Below are 20,482 nucleotides of genomic sequence, written 5' to 3'. Positions count from 1 at the left end.
TTGCCGCCTAGACTGGGCGGACATTCCAACCTTCCGGGCCTGCCTGCCGGGCTGCCCCCGGAGTCCTCCGGATGGCCCGGCGGCCAGCCGGCACATCGGCGGAGGGCGCATCAGAAAGCTTCGTGAATCACAACAGGGCACCCGTCCAGGGGGTCCGTGACACCAGGAGGAAGAGATGACAGCGAACAAAGCCGTTGCCTACAAGGGGCCAGGCAAGGTCGAACTCATCGATATTGACTACCCCAGCTTTGAGCTCAAAGACGGCCCGGGAGTAAACCCCGCCAATGTGGGCCGCCAGGTGCGCCACGGCGTGATCCTCAAAACCGTTGCCACCAACATCTGCGGCTCGGACCAGCACATGGTCCGGGGCCGCACGACAGCCCCCGTGGACCTTGTCCTCGGCCACGAAATCACCGGCGAGGTGGTGGAAGTGGGGCCCGACGTTGAATTCATCAAGGTGGGGGACATCTGCTCGGTTCCCTTCAACATCTCCTGCGGCCGCTGCCGGAACTGCAAGGAACGCAAGACAGGCATCTGCCTCAACGTCAATCCTGACCGCCCCGGCAGCGCCTACGGCTACGTGGACATGGGCGGCTGGGTGGGCGGCCAGGCCAACTACGTCCTGGTCCCGTACGCGGACTGGAACCTGCTGAAGTTCCCCGACCGGGACCAGGCCCTGGAAAAGATGATGGACCTGACCATGCTGTCCGACATCTTCCCGACAGGATTCCATGGTGCCGTCACCGCAGGAGTCGGGGTGGGCTCCACGGTCTACATCGCCGGCGCCGGCCCCGTGGGGCTCGCCGCGGCCACCAGCGCGCAGCTGCTGGGCGCCGCCGTCGTGATTGTCGGTGACATGAACACGGACCGCCTGGCGCAGGCCCGCAGCTTCGGCTGTGAAACGGTCGACCTTAGCAAGGGCGGCCCGGCGGAACAGATTGAGCAGATCCTGGGCGTTCCGGAAGTCGATTGCGGTGTGGATGCAGTCGGGTTCGAGGCGAAGGGCCACGGCGCGGGTGCGCACGAGGCTCCGGCGACGGTGCTGAACTCCCTGATGGAGGTGGCCGCGGCCGGGGGCGCCCTCGGTATTCCCGGGCTCTACGTGACGGGCGATCCGGGCGGCATTGACGAGGCCGCCAAGAAGGGCTCCCTGTCGATCAGCCTCGGCACCGGCTGGGCAAAGTCACTGAGCTTCACCACCGGCCAGTGTCCGGTGATGAAGTACAACCGCGGCCTGATGATGGCCATCCTGCATGACAAGGTCCACATCGCCCGGAACGTCAACGCCACGGCGATCTCCCTTGAGGATGCCCCGAAGGGGTACGCCGAGTTCGATGCCGGCGCCGCCCGGAAGTACGTTCTCAATCCGAACGGATACCTCAGTTGACGGGACCCTGTTCCCGATATATGCGCCGGAGGGCATGTGGAGGAGGGAAGACGATTAATAGCCCTTTTTTGAACACGCCTCCGGAAGTTTGCACATTGTTTGCCCAATGTCTGGTTGGATAGACCTTACTGAGAGGGACGCTGGAGGCAACCGCTTCCACCCAACCAAGAAGGCAGCAATGGAACTCATGGAGGCCGAGCACCCCCGGCCACGTCATTTCCTACTCCACCTGAGTGACCCCCACCTGTTGGGCGGACCACAACCCCTGCACGGAGCGGTGGACAGTGATGCCCTGCTCAGGCAACTCTTCGAGGAAGTCCACGCTTCGGGCGCGCGCCCCGAAGCAGTGATCTTCACAGGGGACCTCGCCGACCAGGGCGAAGCAGAGGCCTACACCAAGCTCCGCGCCATCGTCGAGCCCGCCTGCCGGGCCATGGGCGCCCGCGTCATCTGGGCGATGGGAAACCATGATGACCGGGCCAATTTCCGGGCCGGACTCCTGGACCAGCCGGCCAATGACGCGCCGGTGGACCACAGCTACTACATCAACGGCCTGCGGATCATCACCCTGGACACCTCCGTGCCGGGATTCCACCACGGCGAACTGAGCCAGGCGCAGCTGGACTGGCTGGCGACCGAACTCGAAACCCCGGCGCCGGACGGGACCATCCTCGCCTTGCACCACCCGCCCGTTCCGTCGGTGCTGGATCTCGCCGTACTCGTTGAGCTCCGCGGCCAGGCCGCGCTCGCCGGCGTGCTGCGCAATTCCGACGTCCGCACGATCCTGGGCGGCCACCTGCACTATTCGACCACCGCCACCTTCGCCGGCATTCCCGTCTCCGTGGCCTCGGCCACGTGCTACACCCAGGACCTGAATGTGCCGGTGGGCGGCACGCGCGGACGTGACGGCGGGCAGGCCTTCAACCTTGTCCATGTCTACGAGCACACGATCGTGCACTCCGTGGTCCTGCTCGGTGAAACCCCTCCGGTGGGGGAGCTGGTCTCCGCCGAGGAAGTCCAACGGCGCATTGCCTCCGCCGGAGTCCGGATCCCGCGCCAGGCGAGGCCCGAGGATCCGGCCAAGACACCGGGCCACACCAAGGTCACGACCCGCAACTAGGCCGGCTGACTCACTTTTCCCAGGGCGCCTTGATGGGGTAGTACTTCTCCAGGAAGTCCGTCACGAGTTCGGCGCGCTCCTCTGCCGGCACCTCGGGGAAGCTGCCGTCGTTCAGGCAGAAGAAATCCATGTTCCGCTTGGTGAGCAGCTTGGGCAGGTAGTTCAGGCCGGCCCGGGCCGTCGTGTCGACGTACCGCACCCTGGCAGCCGTCTGGGTGACGGCCCGGCCGGTGAGCAGCGCGTAGTAGTGGTAGAACGAGTTGGTCACGGAGATGTTGTCCGCCGCCCGGAAGGTGCTGGCGGCGGTCTTGGCGAATTCCGCCGGGAACTCCTGTTCCATCTGCGCCATCAGGCTGCGGCGCAGCGGTGCGGCCGTGTGTTCCAGGTGCCGGGTGGTGATCCGGCCGAAACGGTTCCAGAGCAGCTTGCGGTTCACGCGGGCCGCGTTCTCAAAGCCGCTGCGCTCGGCGTCGTTGTCGCCCAGCCCGATCCGTGTTTCCGCCTCGATGAACTTGGTGATCCCGCCCGGCGTGAAGAACATGTCCGGTCCCACGGCGCGTCCGAAGAACATATCGTCGTTGGAGTACAGGAAGTGCTCGGAGAGCCCGTCAATGTGGTGGAGCTGGCACTCGACCGCCTGCGAATTATGGGTCGGCAGCACGGACGGGTCCGCGAAGAACTCCTCGCTGCGGACGATCGTCACGCCCGGGTGGTCCGCCAGCCAGGACGGTGTGGGGGAATCCGTGGCAATGAAGATCCGGCGGATCCAGGGCGCAAACATGTAGACCGAACGCAGCGCGTACTTGAGCTCGTCAATCTGGCGGAAACGGGCCTCATGGTCATCGCCTTCGCCCACCACGACGCCGGCCATGCGGGCCCGGCGGGCCGCGATGTACTCCGGGGACGTGCCGTCCACCCAGGAGAACACCAGGTCGACGTCGAAGCTGATGTCGCTGGCGTGGTCGGCGAACATGTTCTCGATGGTGGGCCAGGTATGGCCGTAGCGCTCCACGGTGCCGCGCACCGCGTCCTGCGCCAGCATGGTCCGGCGGGTCAGCGAATTTTCGATCGGCAGGACCAGCTCGTTCCCTTCGAAGCTCCAGAGCTCCAGCTGGACACCGGCCGAGGCGCCGAATTCAAAGCCGCCCTCCGGTTCGACCCGGGGCCGGTACAGCCGGAAGATCCGGGACTGCCGGTTGGGCGAGAGCTCGCCGTCGGCCACCAGCACGGATGACTTCTTCTTCGCATCGATGCTCATGGAGTAAAAAGGCTCGTCACGGCAGGCCTCGACGAGCGCGTCGCGGAGTTCCTTGCGTAGCTTCCAGTCCACGGCAATGACCGGGCGGTGGTTATTGCCGCGCACCAGCAGGTAGTCGAGGCCGGCGCCGGCCAGGACGGAGCGCAGGAACAGCAGGTCTTCGACCATGGCCTGGTACTGCGTGCGGTTCTCATTGATCAGCGCATACCGGCCGCGCCGGCGCACCACGTCCTCGCGGGGCCGGAACCTCGCGACGGCGGCCGCGGACGTCACCTCGGCGTGGGCGTCTTCGGAGGCCTGGCCGCCGTAGTAAATCTCGTCCTGGATCAGTGCTTCTGTAATGTTGTTTCTCCGAGCTGCGTTGAATGGTGTTGCATCTACTTGCATAATAACCTCCCGCCCAAAATCGGTTCCGGAAAAAACCCGCATGTCCGCGCCGCCAGAGCCCTCCCAGCCGCCGCCGTACCGGGCCGGGGCTCAGTCCGCGAGGGCTGACCGCCAGCTGCGCAGGAAGGCGGCCCCGGCGTCGTCGTGGATGACGTCTTCCGCCAGGCCCAGATCAGCCGCGGTGAGCACCTCATACGGTTTCACCGGGATGCCGTCGGCGGGCCGGACGTCCACGTGCTTCACCGGGTGGTCGTTGTGGTGCAGCCAGTCCGCCATCGCGTAGTCGGTGCGGGAATCGCCCACCGTGCGCCAGACCTGGGGGGTGATGCCCTGGGCCGCCAGCAGTTCCACCGCCCGACTCGCGCCCAGGTCCTTGCCCAGCCGGATGGACTCGATGTCCGTGGAGATGATCGTGGGATCCACCCGGTAGTCGATCTGGTCGTCGGAAGCGGGGGCATGGTGGTCCAGCCGTACGACGCCGAGACCGTGCCGTGCCATCAGCTCCATCGCGTCGGCGTCGAAGAGTTCCTGCTCGGCCCGGTAATCGGAGTTGGCGACCGCGATGTGCTGTTCCACGGAAACCATGGCCCGCTTCGTTTCATCGAAGAACATGTGGGCGGAATAGTCCTCGGCGACCAGCCGGCGGATGTCGTCGCCGTAGGCCCGCGGGACGGCGAGCTCCTTATCCATATGGACCGGACCGGGGCCGGCCGCGGTGTAGCTGAACCAGACCGCACCCTTCTCGCACACGGCATGGATGATGGTGCCGGCCGGCATGCCGGCGGCGATCATCGGCTCCATCACCTGCTCGCGGATGAAGGCATCGGACCGGCCGGTATTGAAAACGACCGGGATCCCGACGGCGGCCAGGGCCAGCAGGTCCGCGATGATCCCGTCCTGGACAACCCGGGTGACCGGGCTCGCGATCGGGCCGTCGACGTCGAGCAGCAGGGCGAGCGGGGGAGCCGACGGCGTCGGGGCGGCTGAAATCCCGGCTGAAGTTTCGGATGCAGTCATGCACTTATTCTCTCAGCCGCCACGCCCCTTTGCATGTGTCCGGGAGCGGGGCGGCAGCCGAGTCCCAACCGTGACAGGACCGGCCATTCAATGTGACAAATGGTTACCGTTTGGCTACAACCACCCGCGACCTCCGCCCGGTGATTCCCTTGGCCGTCCAAGTTCCTTACGCTTGCAGGGTGATATTCAAAGCTGTGGGCGAGGGACGCCCTTACCCCGACCATGGTTACACCACGCCCAAGGACTGGGCCGCCCTCCCGCCCAGGCCGGTGCGCCTGGACGAACTGGTGACCACCAAGCGCACCCTGGACCTCGAAGCGCTGCTCGCGGAGGACTCGACGTTCTTCGGCGACCTGTTCCCGCACGTCGTCCAGTTCCGTGGCGTCCTGTACCTGGAGGACGGGCTGCACCGGGCCGTCCGCACCGCCCTGCACCAGCGCACCGCCATCCACGCGCGCGTCCTGGTGATCAATGGCTAGAAAACCGAAGGACGTCAAGGTCCTGCACGGGCACCGCGTGGTCACCGCCTCCGAGCTGGAGGCCGCCGTCGTGGAGCCGGAGGACGGGGAAGGCAGTCGGGTCCGGCTGCGCCGCAGGATCCTGCACGGCGTCGTCCTGGCGTTGCTGCTCGGCCTGATTGCCGCGGGAGTCGTGACGGCCCTGGCGATCATGAACGGACAGATCAAGGTTCCGACGGCGGAGCGGAGCTCTGCGGCAGCGTCCCCCTGCCCGGAAGCCACCTTCGACTACACGCCGCCCGAGAAGATCACCGTCAGCGTCTTCAACGCCACGAACCGCCCGGGCCTGGCCCGCACCGTGGCGGACGAGTTCGCCGCGCGCAAGTTCATCGTCGGGGCCGTCGGCAACACCGCGTCCAGCTACCGCGGCGTGGCGCTGGTGGTATCCGGGGCCGCGGGCCAGTCGGCGGCCTTCAGCGTGCAGCGCAACCTGCCGGGCTCGGATTACGTCCAGGACGGCCGCACGGACCCGGGCGTTGACGTCATCCTGACCGGCGACTACAAGGAGCTGGCGAAGCCCGAGCTGGTGGACCAGACGCCGGGCAAGCTCAGCTGCCCGCGGGAGGCCCGGCGCATCGTTGACGAGCCGACATTGCCCGTCATTCCGACGGCGGTTCCGCCGGGCGGGTAGGACAGCCGGATCCGAGGGCAGCCTGGGTGGCGCGGTGGCTAGGTGCTGAGCGGGACGGGGGCGCCGGCGTCGTCGAACCGGGCGCCGGCCCCCAGCTGGATGAACCGCACGGTGCGCGCGACGCGTGCCTCGGCGCCGGGGTCCAGGCCCGCGCCGCCGCCACGGGCGGCACTTGAGGAGAGCGTGCCGTGGATGAGCTGCGCCAGCTGCGCGATGTCGGTCTCGGGCAGGTAGCCCTGGGCCATGCCGTCGCGCAGGATGCCCCGCAGGAGCACGCTGAGCTCGCCCACATGGTCCGCAAGCTTGGCGAAGGACGCCGGTGAAAGGACAGCCCCCATGGCGGGCCCCGGCGGCAGATGCCTGCGGCTCAGGTCCTCGACCTGGGCGCGCACGTAGACGGCCAGCCTCTCCACCGGGTTCTCCAGCGAGGCCAGTGATTCCCTCAGGTCCAGGAGGAACCGTTCGGTCTCGTCAAGGGCGTAGGCAATGAGGAGCTCTTCGATGTCCGCGTAATAGTTGTAGACGGCGGTGCGTCCGATCCCCGCATGCCTGGCCACGTCCGTCATGGTCAGCCCGGGCAGCCCGTGGGTGAACAGCAGTTCACCGAAGGCGGTCAGGATGCGGCGTTGGGTCTCGGCACGTTGGGCGGCGTTGTTCGCGGCCGAAATCCTGGGCATAGGGACACTTTAGCGTGATCTGTCACCAAAGCTCCGGTTTCCCGGCGCGAACGTACACTTCGCGCCCAAAAAACCGTGATTTCGGGGCGCCAAGTGTCCGCTCGCGCGGGGGAGGGGGAGGGGGAGGGGGAGGGGGAGGGGGAGGTCCGGGGTGCGGACGTTTGGCTAGACCGCGCAACCTTCCGGTCCGCACGCTTCACCGGTGGCCCCGCCGCTGCCGGCTGTGCTGCCGGCGGCGGCAACCATGACGAGCGGATGGCTTTCCTGCCAGGCCTGGTCGAGGGCCGCGCTGAACGTCCCGGCCGGCTGGGCGCCGGAGAGCCCGTATTTCCGGTCGATGACAAAGAAGGGGACGCCGTTGATGCCCAGGGCGCGGCCCTCCTCGAAGTCCTGCCGGACGGCGTCGGCGTATTTGTCGGTGCTGAACAGTTCGCTGAGCTCGCCGGCGTCGAGCCCGAGGTCCAGGCCGAGGGAGGTGAGGTATTCCCGGTTGCCGATGTCCTTGCCGTGCTCGAAGTGGTCGCTGAGCAGGCGTTCCTTCGCCGCGTCCTGCTGCCCGTGCGCGGCGGCGAGGTGGATCAGGCGGTGCGCGGTGAAGCTGTTGGCCACCACGACGTCGTCAAAGCGGTAGTTGAGCCCCTCGCCTTTGGCCTGGGCGGCCACGTGCTCGAACATCCCGGCGATCTGCGCCGGAGCCAGGCCCTTGCGGGTGCTCAGGTACTCCAGTTCGGTGCCGTCGTAGTGCTCCGGGAGGGTGGGATCCAGCTGGTAGCTGCGCCATTGCACCTCCACGGAGTCGCGGTGCGGGAAGGCCGCAAGGGCAGTTTCAAAGCGGCGCTTGCCGATGTAGCACCAGGGACACGCGACGTCGGACCAGATCTCAATCTTCATGCTTCCCACAACCTCCGCCCACGCGGTCTCATTCCCCTTGGGCGTTGTTGGATAGGCCACAGGGGCGGCGGAAGGTTTGATCCTTGCCCGGAACCGTTGCGGGCAATATCGTTTGACGTAGGCTATGCAGCCAGCCCCCGGATGCCTTTCGTCCGGACGCCATCGTGAACCTGCCGTGATGCGCCGAAGCGGCCCTTCGACCCACCGTGCGGAAGCAGTCTGCCCTGCGACCTGGGAGGCCAGGCAATGCGTATAGGACTAATAGCGGGACCTTGGATTCCGGTACCTCCGGCCGGTTACGGTGGTATTGAGCGGGTGGTGGACAGCCTCGCCCGTGGTTTTACTGCTGCGGGGCATGAGGTTTTGCTCGCCGTTCCCTCGGACAGCGAATGCCCGGTTCCCCGCGTTTCCGGGATGAGGATCTCGCAACCGGCCGCACTGGGGCATACCCTGTCGGAGCTTAGCCACGTGATACGGGCGTACCGGGGCATGCAGGGAGTGGACGTCATCCACGACCACACCCTCGCCGGTCCGCTGTACCCGCATCGCCCGTCCTCGGTCCCGGTGGTCACGACGATTCACGGCCCGCTGACGCCCCCGGCAGTGGACGTCTACCGGGCCATCGGGAAAAACGCCAGCATCATCGCCATTTCCCGTGATCAGGTCCGTCACGCTCCGGAGGTGCCCGTTGCGCGGGTTATCCACCATGGATTGGACCTGTCCGCCGTTCCCGCGGGCGCGGGCCGGGGCGGCTACGTTTGCTTCGTGGGACGCATGTGCCCCGACAAGGGCGTGACGGAGGCGATCGCGATCGCCCGGAAGGCGGGATTTCCCCTGCGTATCGCGGCAAAAATGCACGAGCTTGAGGAGTTGCGCTATTTCCGGGAGGTCGTGGAGCCGCTTCTCGGTCCCAATGAGGAATTCATGGGGGAGATCGGGGATGCCGAAAAGTACGCGCTGATGGGCGGCGCGTTCGCATTCCTCAATCCCATTCAGTGGTCCGAGCCTTTTGGCCTTGTCATGATTGAAGCCCTGGCCACGGGAACCCCCGTGGTGGGCACCCCGATCGGCTCAGCCCCGGAAGTCGTGGAGCACGGCAGCACCGGATATCTGGCCTCCCTGGCGGACCTGCCGGCGTTGCTGCCCCGGGCGGCCGCGCTCAGCCGGGCCGCCTGCCGCGCGTCCGTCCAGGAGCGGTTCAGCTCTGATCGCATGGTTGCCGAGCATCTGGACTTGTTCGCGCAGATCCTGGAGCAGCGGTCGCCCCTCGGGGATTCGGGCCCGCGCACGGTCCATGAGAATCAGATACAGGATTCGTTGACGCCTGGTGCATGAGTCCAGGGTCCGCGACGTCTGCCCGAAGGGAAGGGATCACCCCCATGAACGCCTGGAACGCCGATACCTCAGCAGGGCCGTCCGAGGCGGGCGCCGTCACCGTCGTCGAAGGCTCTTCGTTTTGTATCTCGTCCCATAGCGGCGACATCATTGCGCGCCGCAGGGCGATTTCTACCAGGACACCCGGATAGTTTCCCGGTGGATGCTCCGCGTCAACGGCAAGCCGAGGGAACCGCTGGTGGCCCGGACACCCACGGCGTTCCAGGCGACCTTCGTGGGAAGGGCGCGCTGGTCGGACGGGAGGTTCGACAGCCCCCTGGTGGTCCGGCACCAGAGGCATGTGGGGCCCGGGCTGCGGGACGACATCACCATCCGCAATTACTCCTCCGAACCTGCGGAATGCGACATCGAGCTGATCGTCGACGCCGACCTGGCGGATCTCTTCGACGTCAAAGGCGGCAGGGTGGCAACCGGGGCCGTTGTCCGCCGGAGCGTCCACGACGGGGAGCTGCATATCGAAGCCGAGCGTAACGGCCAGCGCCGGGGGGCGGCCATCCGTGCGGCCGGTGCGCACGTCCGGGAGGATGCCCTGACTTTCCGGGTGGATATTCCGCCCCGGGGACACTGGTCCACGTCCGTCATCGTGGTGCCGCTGATCAACGGAAAGGGCCCGGACGAGCCCTTTACCGAGACCACATCCCCCAACCACCGGACCGGCGTGCAGCGGCATATCGCCTGGGGCGAACATGTACCGCGCATTACCGTCTCGGACCGGAATGTTCAAAACGTCCTGAACCGCAGCCAGAGCGATCTGGGTTCCCTCCGGATCTTTGATTCGGCGCACTCGGACAGGGTCGCGGTTGCCGCCGGCGCCCCCTGGTTCATGGCCCTGTTCGGCCGGGATTCGCTGCTTTCCTCCTACATGGCGCTCCTGGTGGACCCGAACCTGGCCGCCGGGACGCTGCAGACCCTGGCAGAGATCCAGGGAACGAAGGTGGACCCGGCCTCGGAGGAAGAACCGGGCAGGATCCCCCATGAGGTGAGGTTTGGCCTTGCTTCGGGTCTTGCCCTGGGCGGTACCGCGTATTACGGCACCGCCGACGCGACACCGCTGTTCGTAAGCGTCCTCAGCGAACTCAACCGTTGGGGGCTGGGCGGGGACATCATCGAGTCGCTGCTGCCGCATGCGGACCGCGCCCTGGAGTGGATCGAGCACTTCGGGGACCGTGACGGCGATGGCTTCGTGGAATATCTGCGGCCCAACCCCCACGGACTGCTGAACCAGGGGTGGAAGGACTCGTGGGACGGGATAAATTTCGCCGACGGCAGGATGGCTGAGCCGCCCATAGCGCTCTGCGAGGTCCAGGGCTACGTGTACGCGGCCTACATCGGCCGGTCGTTGCTGGCCCGGTCCGCCGGCGACAAAGCCCTGGAACACAAATGGGCCGAACGCGCCGCCAGCCTGAAGACATCGTTCAACGAGCGGTTCTGGTTGCCCGGGAAAGGGTACTTCGCCCTCGCGCTGGACAAGGACAAGCAGCCGGTGGATTCCTGCACCTCAAATATGGGCCACTGCCTCTGGGTCGGGATTGTCGATGAGGATAAGGCGCCCCTGGTCGCCGAGCGCCTGATGTCCCCGGAGATGTTCACCGGCTGGGGCATCAGGACACTGGGATCGGATATGGGTGCCTACAACCCCGTCAGCTACCACAACGGCTCAGTCTGGCCGCACGATACGGCCCTCGTTGCCACCGGCCTCATGCGGTACGGCTTCGTGGAAGAGGCCAGCCGGATTGCCAGCGGTCTTTTTGCGGCCGCCGCGCATTTCGACGGGCAACTGCCGGAGCTGTTCTGCGGGTTTGACCGCAGCGATTTCCCGGAACCGGTGCCCTATCCCACCGCCTGCTCCCCCCAGGCGTGGGCAGCGGCGGCCCCCGTGCAACTGGCCCGCATCCTGTTGCGATTTGATCCCGACTTCACCCGGAGCGTGCTCCATCTGGCACCGATCCTGCCGGAGGACATTGGCGATTTCCAGGCACAAAACGTGCTGCTGGGCCAGTCCAGGATCGCCATCCAGGCCCGGGGCAGGACGGGAAGCGTGGACGGGCTGCCTCCTGCGCTGACGCTCAGGAATGAGCCCCGACCGCCTCTGGACGACGGCCTGCGCGGAATCACCCGAGCGGGCGCTCCATGACGAAGTCGTGTTCCACCGTGTTTCCGAGCTGGAAGGATTTGGTTCCGACCTTCCGGAATCCCGATTTTTCGTAGAAGCGGATGGCCCTGGCATTCTGGCTGTTGACCCCGAGCCAGATCCCGGCGGCCCCGGCGGCTGCCGCGGACGCGACGCTCGCGTGCATGAGTTCGGCCGCAGCGCCGAGCCCGTGGTGGTCGGGATGGACATAACACTTGCTGAGCTCGGCGGACGGCAGGCAGCTCAGGACCGCCGCCACGTCCGGATCCTGCGCGGGGCGGAACACCTGCAGGCTGTAGCCGCGGAGTCCGCCGTCGGCATGAATCACCAGGACGATGACGTCCGGATCCGCCAGGTACGCGCGGAAGTTTTCCTCGCTCAGGGTGTTCGCCAGGTGCGCCGCGATGTCCTCCGGCGCCGAACCCGGAGGGCACGCCAGCGGAAAGGTTACGGCCGCCAGCTCGGCCAGGCTGCCGGCGTCGTCCGCACCGGCTCTCCGGATCACATGGTTCATGCCAAAAACCCTAGTCGCATTCCGCTGCGCAAGGGCTGGGTGCGCTGCGGGCGTTCAGTCCGGCCCCCGCCGTGATAGCAATGGAACTGATGAAAGTTACTTCCAGCTCCAAGCCCGGCAACCCGGGCCGCCGCATGCCGGCCAAGATTCCTTCCAGGGGGCCCAGCGGCTGGATCCTGCTGGCCGCGATCGGGCTGATCGCCCTGAACATGCGCGGTCCGCTCGTGGCGGTGGCGCCCGTGGTCGGCGCCATGAACCGGGACCTCGGGTTTTCGCCGGCGGAACTGGGCTACCTCACCGGCATCCCGGTGCTGTGCTTCGCCCTGGCCGCGCCGCTGGCGGCCCTGACCGGACGGAAGCTGGGCCCGGAGTTCGCGATCACGCTCACCCTGCTCGGCGTGCTCCTGGGGGTAGCCGTGCGGTCCGCGGACGGCGGCGCCCTGGTCATGCTCGGCACCGTGATCCTGGGCGTCGCGATCACGGTGGGCAACATCGTCGTCCCGCTGATCATCCGGCGCGACTTCACGCCAGCCCGCCAGGGCGCGGCGATGGGTGTCTACACGGCGGCGCTGAACCTCGGCTCCTTCATCACCGCCATGGTCACGGCGCCCCTGGCCGAATTGCTCGGCTGGCGCCTGGCGCTCGCTTCCTGCGGTGTCTTTGCCGTGGCCGCGGCGGTGTTCTGGGCGCTCGCGGTGCGCCGCAGGGCCTTCATTCCCGAGGCTGTGCCGGTGTCGGATCCGGCCCGGCCCGCAGCCAAGCCGGCGTCGCGGTGGATCACGGCAGGCCTCACCGCCGCGTTCGCCGGCCAGGCCTTCTCCTACTACGGCGTGACCGCCTGGCTTCCCACCCTGCTGGCCGATGAGCTCGGCATGACGGCCGCGGCCGCCGGCGCCGGGTCCTCGCTCTTCCAGATTCTTGCGATCGCCGGCGGGCTGGGAGTGCCGCTCGTTGCCCGCCATGTCAGCACGACGACGGCGGGCCTCGCCCTGGGGGCGCTGTGGCTGACTGTTCCGCTGGGCCTGCTGCTGGCCCCGGAGCTGTGGTGGCTGTGGTCCTCGCTCGGTGGCGTCGCCCAGGGCGGTGGCATCACGCTGATCTTCATTGCCATCATCAAGCTGGCCCGCGACCAGGCCTCGGCGGGCCGGATGTCCGCCGTCGTCCAGGGCGCCGGCTACTGCTTCGGGGCCGCTGCCCCCACCCTGCTGGGCTACGTGCACGGCGTCACCGGGTCCTGGGCGGGTCCGCTGCTGATCGTCCTCGGCTCGGCGGCAGTGTTCACCCTCGGCACCGCCCTCTCGCTGCGCCACGTCCCGAAGCAGCACTGACCGACTCCGCCGAGCGGACAGTTCAGGCCCATGTTTCGCAAAACATGGGCCTGAATTGTCCGCTCGGCGGAATGGAACGGGGTGTTCCGCAGCCGGGCCGCCGCCCCGGATCTCGGGGTGCCTGTTGCGAAGGGCGTGGCAGCCCGGCTGACGGAAATCTCTGCGGACCAACCGGTCCGTTCCGTGCCGGTCAGGCCGGCACGAGCGCGGGGTCCTCGCTGGCAACGTCGACGCCGTCGCGCGCCTCGTGCAGGAACCGGTCGTAGGCGGGAAGCGTCAGGAAGGCCGGGAACTCGGCGCTGAGCGTGACTTCCTCGAAGATGTCGCGGGCGTCGGCGAAGCGGTCCCCTTCGAAGCGTTCCAGTTTCGCGAACTCCTCGTCGAGCATGTCCTCCACCCACTCGCGGGTGATGACGTCGCCCTTGTCGGTGATGGCGCGGGCGAAGATCCACTGCCACAGCTGCGAGCGGGAGATCTCCGCGGTGGCGGCGTCCTCCATCAGGTTGTGGATCGCCACCGCGCCGTTGCCGCGCAGCCAGGACTCGATGTAGCGGATCCCGACCTCGATGTTGTTCCGGATGCCCTGTTCGGTGATGGTGCCGGTGGTGGAGGCGATGTCGAGCAGGGCGCGGTCGTCCGGGGTGACATCCTCGCGGAGCCGGTCCAGCTGGTTCGGGCGGCCGCCGAGGACGCCGTCGAACACCTCGCGGCACACGGGGACCAGGTCCGGGTGGGCCACCCAGGAGCCGTCAAAGCCGTCGGCCGCCTCGCGGGTCTTGTCGGCGCGGACCTTCTCGAAGGCGCTAGCGTTGGCTTGTTCGTCCTTGCGGTTGGGGACGGCGGCTGCCATCCCGCCGATCGCCATGGCGCCGCGCTTGTGGCAGGCCCGGACGAGCTGTTCGGTGTAGGCGCGCATGAACGGCTGGGTCATGGTGACCTGGCTCCGGTCCGGCAGGACAAACCGGGGGCCGCGGGTGCGGAAGTTCTTGATCAGGGAGAAGATGTAGTCCCAGCGGCCGGCGTTCAGCCCGGCCGCGTGGTCGCGCAGTTCGTAGAGGATCTCCTCCATCTCGAACGCGGCGGTGATGGTCTCGATCAGCACGGTGGCACGGATGGTGCCCTGCGGGATGCCGAGCAGGTCCTGGGCCAGGACGAAGATGTCGTTCCACAGCCGGGCCTCGAGGCGGTTCTCGATCTTGGGCAGGTAGAAGTAGGGTCCCTTGCCCTGGGCGATCAGGCGGCGGGCATTGTGGAAGAAGTACAGCCCGAAGTCCACGATCCCGCCGGCGATCGGGGTGCCGTCAATGAGCATGTGCTTTTCCGGCAGGTGCCAGCCGCGGGGACGGACCACGATCGTGGGCAGCTCCCCGGCGGGGCGAAGCCTGTACTCCTTGCCCTCGGGTGAAGTGAAGTCGATCCGGCGTTCCAGCGCATCCGTGAGGTTGAGCTGGCCCTGGATGACGTTCCGCCAGGACGGGGTGGAGGAGTCTTCCATGTCCGCGAGCCACACCTTGGCGCCGGAGTTCAGCGCGTTGATGGTCATCTTCTTGTCCACCGGCCCGGTGATCTCCACGCGGCGGTCCTCCAGCCCCGGAGCCGGGGGAGCGACGCGCCAGTTGGGATCGTTGCGGACGGACTCGGTCCCGGGGAGGAACCGCGGGTCCTGGCCCTTGGAGATCTGCGCGCGCCGTTCCCGGCGGGCCTGCAGCAGCTCCAGCCGCCGTTCCGCCGTGGCCTTGTGCAGTGCGGCCACGAAAGCCAGCGCATCAGGCGTAAGCACCTCGCCCTGCCGGCAGATAGGCTGCGCGGCCAACGTGATCCCGTTGATGGTGAAGTTGTCAGTGAAGCTGTTCATTTCAATCTCTCCTTGGAGAAGCAAGTTCGACGGCGGTGTGCAGTTTGGGGCCGAAAAAGGCAATCCTCCGCGTGTTATTCCCCATCCCCGCCGTAGGCCTCGCAGAGCTCGGCCGGGCGGGGACAGGGCCCCTTTTACGCACGCTTCCGGATCACCTTTCCCGGCCCCCGGTGGCATCGGCACCATGGGTGCCGGCCGCCGTCGTGCCTTCCGGTGAGCGTTGTGAACAACTCACCTTGGGCGGGGAATATTAGTGGAACTGGCCCTCTTCTGTGGATCCCACGAGGGCCAAAGTTGATGCGTTCGGGTTGAGCGCGGTAGCGATGTCGTCGAAGTAGCCGGTGCCGACTTCGCGCTGGTGCTTGGTCGCGGTGTAGCCGCGGGACTCGGAGGCGAATTCCTTCTCCTGCAGCTCGACGTAGGCGCTCATGCCTTCCCGGGCGTAGCCGTGGGCGAGGTCGAACATCGAGTAGTTCAGGGCGTGGAAGCCGGCCAGGGTGATGAACTGGAAGGTGAAGCCCATGGCGCCGAGTTCACGCTGGAACTTCGCGATCGTGGCGTCGTCGAGGTGCTTCTTCCAGTTGAACGACGGTGAGCAGTTGTAGGAGAGCATCTGGTCCGGGAAGTCGGCCTTGACGGCTTCGGCGAACTTGCGGGCGAGTTCCAGGTCCGGCGTGCCCGTCTCCATCCAGATGAGGTCCGAGTACGGGGCGTAGGCCTTGGCGCGGGCGATGCAGGGTTCGATCCCGTTGCGGACCTTGTAGAAGCCTTCCGCGGTGCGGACCGGCTGCCCGCCTTCGCGGAGGATGAATTCCTGGTCGCGCTCGTCGACGTCGGAGGTGATGAGGGTGGCTGCCTCGGCGTCGGTGCGGGCGATGATGACCGACGGGGTGCCGGCGACGTCGGCGGCCAGGCGGGCCGCGTTCAGGGTCCGGACGTGCTGCTGGGACGGGATCAGGACCTTGCCGCCGAGGTGGCCGCACTTCTTCTCCGAGGCGAGCTGGTCTTCCCAGTGCACCCCCGAGGCGCCGGCCTGGATCATGGACTTCATCAGCTCGTAGGCGTTCAGCGGGCCGCCGAAGCCGGCCTCGGCGTCGGCGACGATCGGGACCAGCCAGTCCTCGACGGTCTGGATGCCCTCGGAGAACTCGATCTGGTCGGCGCGGAGCAGGGCGTTGTTGATCCGGCGGACCACGGTCGGCACCGAGTTGGCCGGGTAGAGCGACTGGTCCGGGTAGGTGTGGCCGGAGTTGTTGGCGTCCGCGGCGACCTGCCAGCCGGAAAGGTAGATGGCACGCAGCCCGGCCTTGACCTGCTGCACCGCCTGGTTGCCGGTCAGGGCGCCCAGGGCGTTGGTGTACTTGCCTTCCTTGTGCTCCTCGGTGAGCTGCTTCCACAGCTTCTCGGAACCACGGCGGGCCAGCGTGTGCTCTTCGGAGACCCGGCCGCGGAGGCGGACGACGTCGGAAGCCTTGTAGTCCCGGGTGACACCTTCCCAGCGCGGGTCGGCAGCCCACTCGAGCTCCAGGGCGGCGGCCTGCTCTTCGGGCGTCTGCTGGGTGGGCTCAAATGCTGCAGTCATCGTTGTCTCCTTGGTTGTGCCCCGGGTGGCCGGCCCGCCTTCGTCTTTGAAGGCGGGACCGGCGGCTCCGGTGCGGTGTTTTTCTCCGTAAGACCTACTTTTCTGCACTTTCAAGAGGGTTTCTAGACCAAAACCATGGAAAGAAATGCACTTCTTCGCGTATCCTCAAGAAATGCACCCCGCCAGTTGGAACCGCCAGGCTTCGTCCGTCTCAGCCCCCGCCGCGCCCGAGGTGGACGTCATCAGCATGGGCCGCCGGGTCCGCCACCTGCGCAAGGCGGCGGGGCTCACCCTCGATGACCTGAGCGCCGCCGTCGGGACCGCGCCGAGCCAGCTGAGCCTGATCGAAAACGGCAAACGCGAGCCCAAACTCGGCCTGCTCCAGCAGCTCGCCGCGGCGCTCGGCGTCAGCATCGACGAACTGCTGGGGGCGGAGCCGCCCAACCGGCGCGCGGCGCTCGAGATCGAGCTGGAACGCTACCAGCGCAGCCCTATCTACGAATCCCTCAAGCTGCCGAAAATCCGCATCAGCTCGCGGCTGCCGATGGATGTGCTCGAGTCCATGGTGGGCCTGCAGCACGAGCTGGAACGCCGGCTCAACGAGCAGATCGCGACGCCGGAAGAGGCCCGCCGCGCGAACGGCGAACTGCGCGCCATGATGCGTGAACGGAACAACTATTTCCCGGAGTACGAGGCCGAGGCACAGAAGGTCCTCGCCTCCGTGGGGCACACCAGCGGCCCGCTGTCCCACCATGTCATCGCGGACATCGCCGGGCACCTCGGTTTCAGCCTCCATCACGTGGGCGACCTGCCCCATTCCACCCGCTCCGTGACCGATCTTAAGAACCACCGGATTTATCTCACGCAGAACGCGCGCAGCGACCACGACCCCCGTTCTGTGCTGCTGCAGGCCCTGGGGCACTACGTCCTGGGCCACCAGACCCCCAGCAACTACGGGGATTTCCTGATGCAGCGCGTGGCCACAAACTACTTCGCCGCGGCGCTCCTGCTGCCGGAACAGGCGACCGTGGAGTTCCTGCAGAAGGCAAAGGCAGCCAAGGAAATCGCGGTCGAGGACATCCGGGACGCCTTCGCCGTCTCCTATGAGACCGCCGCGCACCGCTTCACCAACCTGGCCACCGAGCACCTGGACATCCGCACCCACTTCCAGAAGACCCACAAGAGCGGCATCATCTACAAGGCCTACGAGAACGACGGCGTGACGTTCCCGCAGGACCACACCGGCGCCATCGAGGGCCAGCCCTCCTGCCGGAACTGGACGTCGCGGGTGGTCTTTGACGTGCCGGACAAGTTCAGCGCCTACAACCAGTACACGGATACTCCGGCGGGGACCTACTGGTGCACCGCCCGGACGGAGCGCTCTGCGAACGGCGAGTTCTCGCTCTCGGTGGGCGTGCCCTACGCGCAGGTGAAATGGTTCCGCGGGCGGGACACCACGGAGCGGTCCAAGTCCACCTGCCCCGACGAAAGCTGCTGCCGGCGCCCGCCGGCTGCCCTGGCGGCGGAATGGGCCGGGAACGCCTGGCCCTCGGCCCGGGCGCACTCGCACCTGCTCGCCGCGATGCCACCGGGAGCGTTCCCGGGCGTGGACGAGACCGAGGTCTACTCGTTCCTGCAGGCGCACTCGGGAAGCTGAGCCCCGACCCCCGACGCTCCCTCACGTCCCGCACGGTGTGGGCCGACGCTCCCTCACATCATCTGAGGGAGCGTCCGGCCGGTTGGTGCGGCAGCTGAGGGAGCGTCCCAGGACAAGACCCTGCCAGCGCGGACTATATTGGCCCTATCAGCCGACAGATCCGATTGCGGGAGCGTGCACCCATGGCAAAGGAACTTGCAACCCAACTCGTCGAACAACTCCAGGCTGCCGGAGTGCAGCGCATCTACGGGATAGTCGGCGACAGCCTTAACCCGATTGTCGACGCCGTCCGCAAAACCGGTGGCGCCAAACAGGGCGGAATCGACTGGATCCATGTGCGGCACGAAGAGGCCGCGGCGTTCGCAGCCGCGGCGGAAGCCCAGCTGACCGGCCGCCTCGCCGTGTGCGCCGGCTCGTGCGGGCCCGGAAACCTGCACCTGATCAACGGGCTCTACGACGCCAACCGCTCCGGAGCGCCGGTCCTGGCCATTGCGTCGCACATCCCCAGCAAACAGATCGGCAGCGGCTTCTTCCAGGAGACGCACCCGGACAGGATCTTCACCGAATGTTCGGTGTATTCCGAGCTGATCAGCACCTCCGACCAGGCCCCGAGGGTCATGCACAGCGCCATCCAGCACGCCGTCGCCCTCCGGGGAGTCGCCGTCGTGACCCTTCCCGGTGACATCGCCGGCCTGGAAGCGACGGCCGCCACCCCGCTTCCCGCCGCGTTTGTGCCGGCAACCCTGACGCCGGCTGCGGAAAGCGTCCGGCAGCTGGCCGATGCGATCAATGCGGCCGAAAAGGTGGCCATCTTCGCCGGGGCCGGCGTGCAGGGCGCCCATGACGAGGTCATTGCCCTGGCCGAACTGATCCGGGCGCCGATCGGCCATTCGCTCCGCGGCAAGGATTTCATGCAGTACGAGAACCCCTATGACATCGGCATGACGGGGCTGCTGGGCTACGGCGCCGCGGCGGAGGGGATCGAGGATGCGGACCTGCTGATCCTGCTGGGCACCGACTTTCCGTACGACCAGTTCCTCCCCGGGACCCGCACGGCGCAGGTGGACCGTGCGGCCCAGAGACTGGGCCGCCGGACCGACGTCGACATCGCCGTCCACGGCGACGTCCTGCCCACGCTTGCTGCGCTGATGCCCTTGCTCCAGGCGAAGAAGAGCCGCCGCTTCCTCGACCGGATGCTCAGGAAGCACGACCGGCTCATGAACAAAGCCGTCGGAGCCTACACCCGCAAAGTGGAGACGATAGAGCCGATCCACCCGGAGTACGCGGCCTCGCTGCTTGACCAGGTGGCGGCGAAGGACGCGGTCTTCACCGCGGACACGGGCATGTGCAATGTCTGGACCGCCCGCTACATCAACCCGCTCGGCACCCGCCGCCTGATCGGCTCGTATCTGCACGGCTCCATGGCGAACGCGCTTCCCCATGCGATCGGTGCCCAGCTGGCATACCCGGGGCGCCAGGTGGTCTCGGTGTCGGGCGACGGCGGCCTGTCGATGCTGTTGGGGGAGCTGATCACCGTCGCCGCGCACCGGCTGCCGGTGAACGTGGTGGTATTCAACAATTCCACCCTGGGCATGGTCAAACTGGAAATGCTGGTGGACGGGCTCCCCGATTTCGGTGTGGACGTGCCCGATGCGAACTATGCCGCGGTGGCCCGGGCCCTGGGGTTCCACGCCGTCCGGGTCAGCGACCCGGCCAAAATCGAGGCGGCCTACCGGGAAGCCTTCGCCCACCCGGGCCCATCGCTGGTGGAGCTGATCACGGACCCCAAAGCGCTCTCCCTCCCGCCGAAGATCAAGGGCGCCCAGATCCTGGGGTTTGCCACCGCGATGTCCAAGGTTGTCCTCAACCGGGGCGCCGGCGAGGCAGTCAGCATGGCGCGGAGCAACCTGCGCAACATCCCCCGGCGCTGAGCGGCGCAGGAGGTGGGGGAGGGGCGGGCGCTGAGCGGCGCAGGAGGTGGGGGAGGGTTCGCCCAAAATCCGCGAAAGGTGAGGGAGCGTTGGTGGCGGCGGACCCAGCCGGGTACAAACCGTGACCGTTCCGGCATCTCCCCGTGCCGCCGTCGCTGGTTGACTTGCGATGGCGGGGCCGGGACTGTTCTTAGGTGAAAACG

15 protein-coding genes and 1 pseudogene are annotated in these 20,482 nt (G+C 67.2%); 9 read left to right on the top strand and 7 right to left on the bottom strand.

Annotated features, from left to right (window positions below):
- The first annotated feature begins 175 nt into the window (after nucleotides 1-175).
- On the top strand, nucleotides 176-1,387 hold the full coding sequence (fdhA, locus tag ACQCSZ_RS18030) for a formaldehyde dehydrogenase, glutathione-independent (RefSeq protein ID WP_427005056.1): 1,212 nt from the start codon (nucleotides 176-178) through the stop codon (nucleotides 1,385-1,387).
- Nucleotides 1,388-1,565: 178 nt separating this feature from the next.
- Nucleotides 1,566-2,507: a phosphodiesterase gene (locus ACQCSZ_RS18025; RefSeq protein WP_427005055.1), complete on the top strand. Its 942-nt coding sequence runs from the start codon at nucleotides 1,566-1,568 to the stop codon at nucleotides 2,505-2,507.
- A 10-nt stretch (nucleotides 2,508-2,517) separates the two neighbouring features.
- On the opposite strand, the gene ACQCSZ_RS18020 is transcribed toward ACQCSZ_RS18025, so the two are convergent.
- Nucleotides 2,518-4,152 carry a stealth conserved region 3 domain-containing protein gene (locus ACQCSZ_RS18020; RefSeq protein ID WP_427005054.1) on the bottom strand — a complete coding sequence of 545 codons (1,635 nt, stop codon included), beginning with the start codon at nucleotides 4,150-4,152 and terminating at the stop codon, nucleotides 2,518-2,520.
- 90 nt (nucleotides 4,153-4,242) lie between these two features.
- Nucleotides 4,243-5,169 carry a hypothetical protein gene (locus ACQCSZ_RS18015; RefSeq protein ID WP_427005053.1) on the bottom strand — a complete coding sequence of 309 codons (927 nt, stop codon included), beginning with the start codon at nucleotides 5,167-5,169 and terminating at the stop codon, nucleotides 4,243-4,245.
- Between the two features lie 179 nt (nucleotides 5,170-5,348).
- Between ACQCSZ_RS18015 and ACQCSZ_RS18010 the strand changes: the two genes are divergently transcribed.
- Entirely contained in the window at nucleotides 5,349-5,648 is a 300-nt protein-coding gene (locus tag ACQCSZ_RS18010) for a type II toxin-antitoxin system VapB family antitoxin (RefSeq protein WP_211880116.1), read from the top strand.
- Nucleotides 5,641-6,318, top strand: coding sequence for a LytR C-terminal domain-containing protein (locus ACQCSZ_RS18005; RefSeq protein ID WP_427005052.1), 678 nt, complete (start codon nucleotides 5,641-5,643; stop codon nucleotides 6,316-6,318). Before ACQCSZ_RS18010 ends, ACQCSZ_RS18005 begins: the two co-directional genes overlap by 8 nt.
- Before the next feature lie 38 nt (nucleotides 6,319-6,356).
- Here the strand turns inward: ACQCSZ_RS18005 and ACQCSZ_RS18000 are convergent, their stop codons facing one another.
- Both ACQCSZ_RS18000 and ACQCSZ_RS17995 read right to left on the bottom strand, forming a co-directional pair.
- The gene (locus ACQCSZ_RS18000) at nucleotides 6,357-6,995 is read right to left on the bottom strand and encodes a TetR/AcrR family transcriptional regulator (protein WP_427005051.1); all 639 of its coding nucleotides are present in this window, start codon (nucleotides 6,993-6,995) and stop codon (nucleotides 6,357-6,359) included.
- Nucleotides 6,996-7,160: 165 nt separating this feature from the next.
- Nucleotides 7,161-7,886 carry a DsbA family oxidoreductase gene (locus tag ACQCSZ_RS17995; protein ID WP_427005050.1) on the bottom strand — a complete coding sequence of 242 codons (726 nt, stop codon included), beginning with the start codon at nucleotides 7,884-7,886 and terminating at the stop codon, nucleotides 7,161-7,163.
- A gap of 246 nt (nucleotides 7,887-8,132) precedes the next feature.
- Between ACQCSZ_RS17995 and ACQCSZ_RS17990 the strand changes: the two genes are divergently transcribed.
- The gene (locus ACQCSZ_RS17990) at nucleotides 8,133-9,221 is read left to right on the top strand and encodes a glycosyltransferase family 4 protein (RefSeq protein ID WP_427005049.1); all 1,089 of its coding nucleotides are present in this window, start codon (nucleotides 8,133-8,135) and stop codon (nucleotides 9,219-9,221) included.
- A gap of 44 nt (nucleotides 9,222-9,265) precedes the next feature.
- A pseudogene (locus ACQCSZ_RS17985) lies at nucleotides 9,266-11,415 on the top strand (glycogen debranching N-terminal domain-containing protein).
- Here the strand turns inward: ACQCSZ_RS17985 and ACQCSZ_RS17980 are convergent.
- The gene (locus tag ACQCSZ_RS17980; RefSeq protein ID WP_427005048.1) at nucleotides 11,393-11,926 is read right to left on the bottom strand and encodes an N-acetyltransferase family protein; all 534 of its coding nucleotides are present in this window, start codon (nucleotides 11,924-11,926) and stop codon (nucleotides 11,393-11,395) included. The pseudogene ACQCSZ_RS17985 and the gene ACQCSZ_RS17980 overlap by 23 nt on opposite strands.
- A gap of 134 nt (nucleotides 11,927-12,060) precedes the next feature.
- On the opposite strand from ACQCSZ_RS17980, the gene ACQCSZ_RS17975 reads away from it, so the two are divergent.
- Nucleotides 12,061-13,254 (top strand): CynX/NimT family MFS transporter, encoded by a 1,194-nt coding sequence (locus ACQCSZ_RS17975; protein ID WP_427008377.1) that lies wholly within the window; start codon nucleotides 12,061-12,063, stop codon nucleotides 13,252-13,254.
- A gap of 190 nt (nucleotides 13,255-13,444) precedes the next feature.
- Here ACQCSZ_RS17975 and aceB read toward each other — a convergent pair whose 3' ends face one another.
- Together aceB and aceA are read right to left on the bottom strand one after the other, a co-directional pair.
- Nucleotides 13,445-15,109: a malate synthase A gene (gene aceB, locus ACQCSZ_RS17970; protein ID WP_427005047.1), complete on the bottom strand. Its 1,665-nt coding sequence runs from the start codon at nucleotides 15,107-15,109 to the stop codon at nucleotides 13,445-13,447.
- A 250-nt stretch (nucleotides 15,110-15,359) separates the two neighbouring features.
- Complete coding sequence (aceA, locus tag ACQCSZ_RS17965; RefSeq protein ID WP_427005046.1) at nucleotides 15,360-16,691, bottom strand: isocitrate lyase; 1,332 nt, start codon at nucleotides 16,689-16,691, stop codon at nucleotides 15,360-15,362.
- A 145-nt stretch (nucleotides 16,692-16,836) separates the two neighbouring features.
- On the opposite strand from aceA, the gene ACQCSZ_RS17960 reads away from it, so the two are divergent.
- Nucleotides 16,837-18,348: a helix-turn-helix domain-containing protein gene (locus tag ACQCSZ_RS17960; protein WP_427005045.1), complete on the top strand. Its 1,512-nt coding sequence runs from the start codon at nucleotides 16,837-16,839 to the stop codon at nucleotides 18,346-18,348.
- Nucleotides 18,349-18,530: 182 nt separating this feature from the next.
- Nucleotides 18,531-20,279 carry a pyruvate dehydrogenase gene (locus ACQCSZ_RS17955; protein WP_427005044.1) on the top strand — a complete coding sequence of 583 codons (1,749 nt, stop codon included), beginning with the start codon at nucleotides 18,531-18,533 and terminating at the stop codon, nucleotides 20,277-20,279.
- The last annotated feature ends 203 nt before the right edge of the window (nucleotides 20,280-20,482 follow it).

It is taken from the genome of Pseudarthrobacter sp. H2 (assembly GCF_050157045.1).
Classification (GTDB): Bacteria; Actinomycetota; Actinomycetes; order Actinomycetales; family Micrococcaceae; genus Arthrobacter.
Note: the sequence above shows the minus strand (reverse complement) of the source record. Positions and strands in the feature narration are given on the sequence as shown.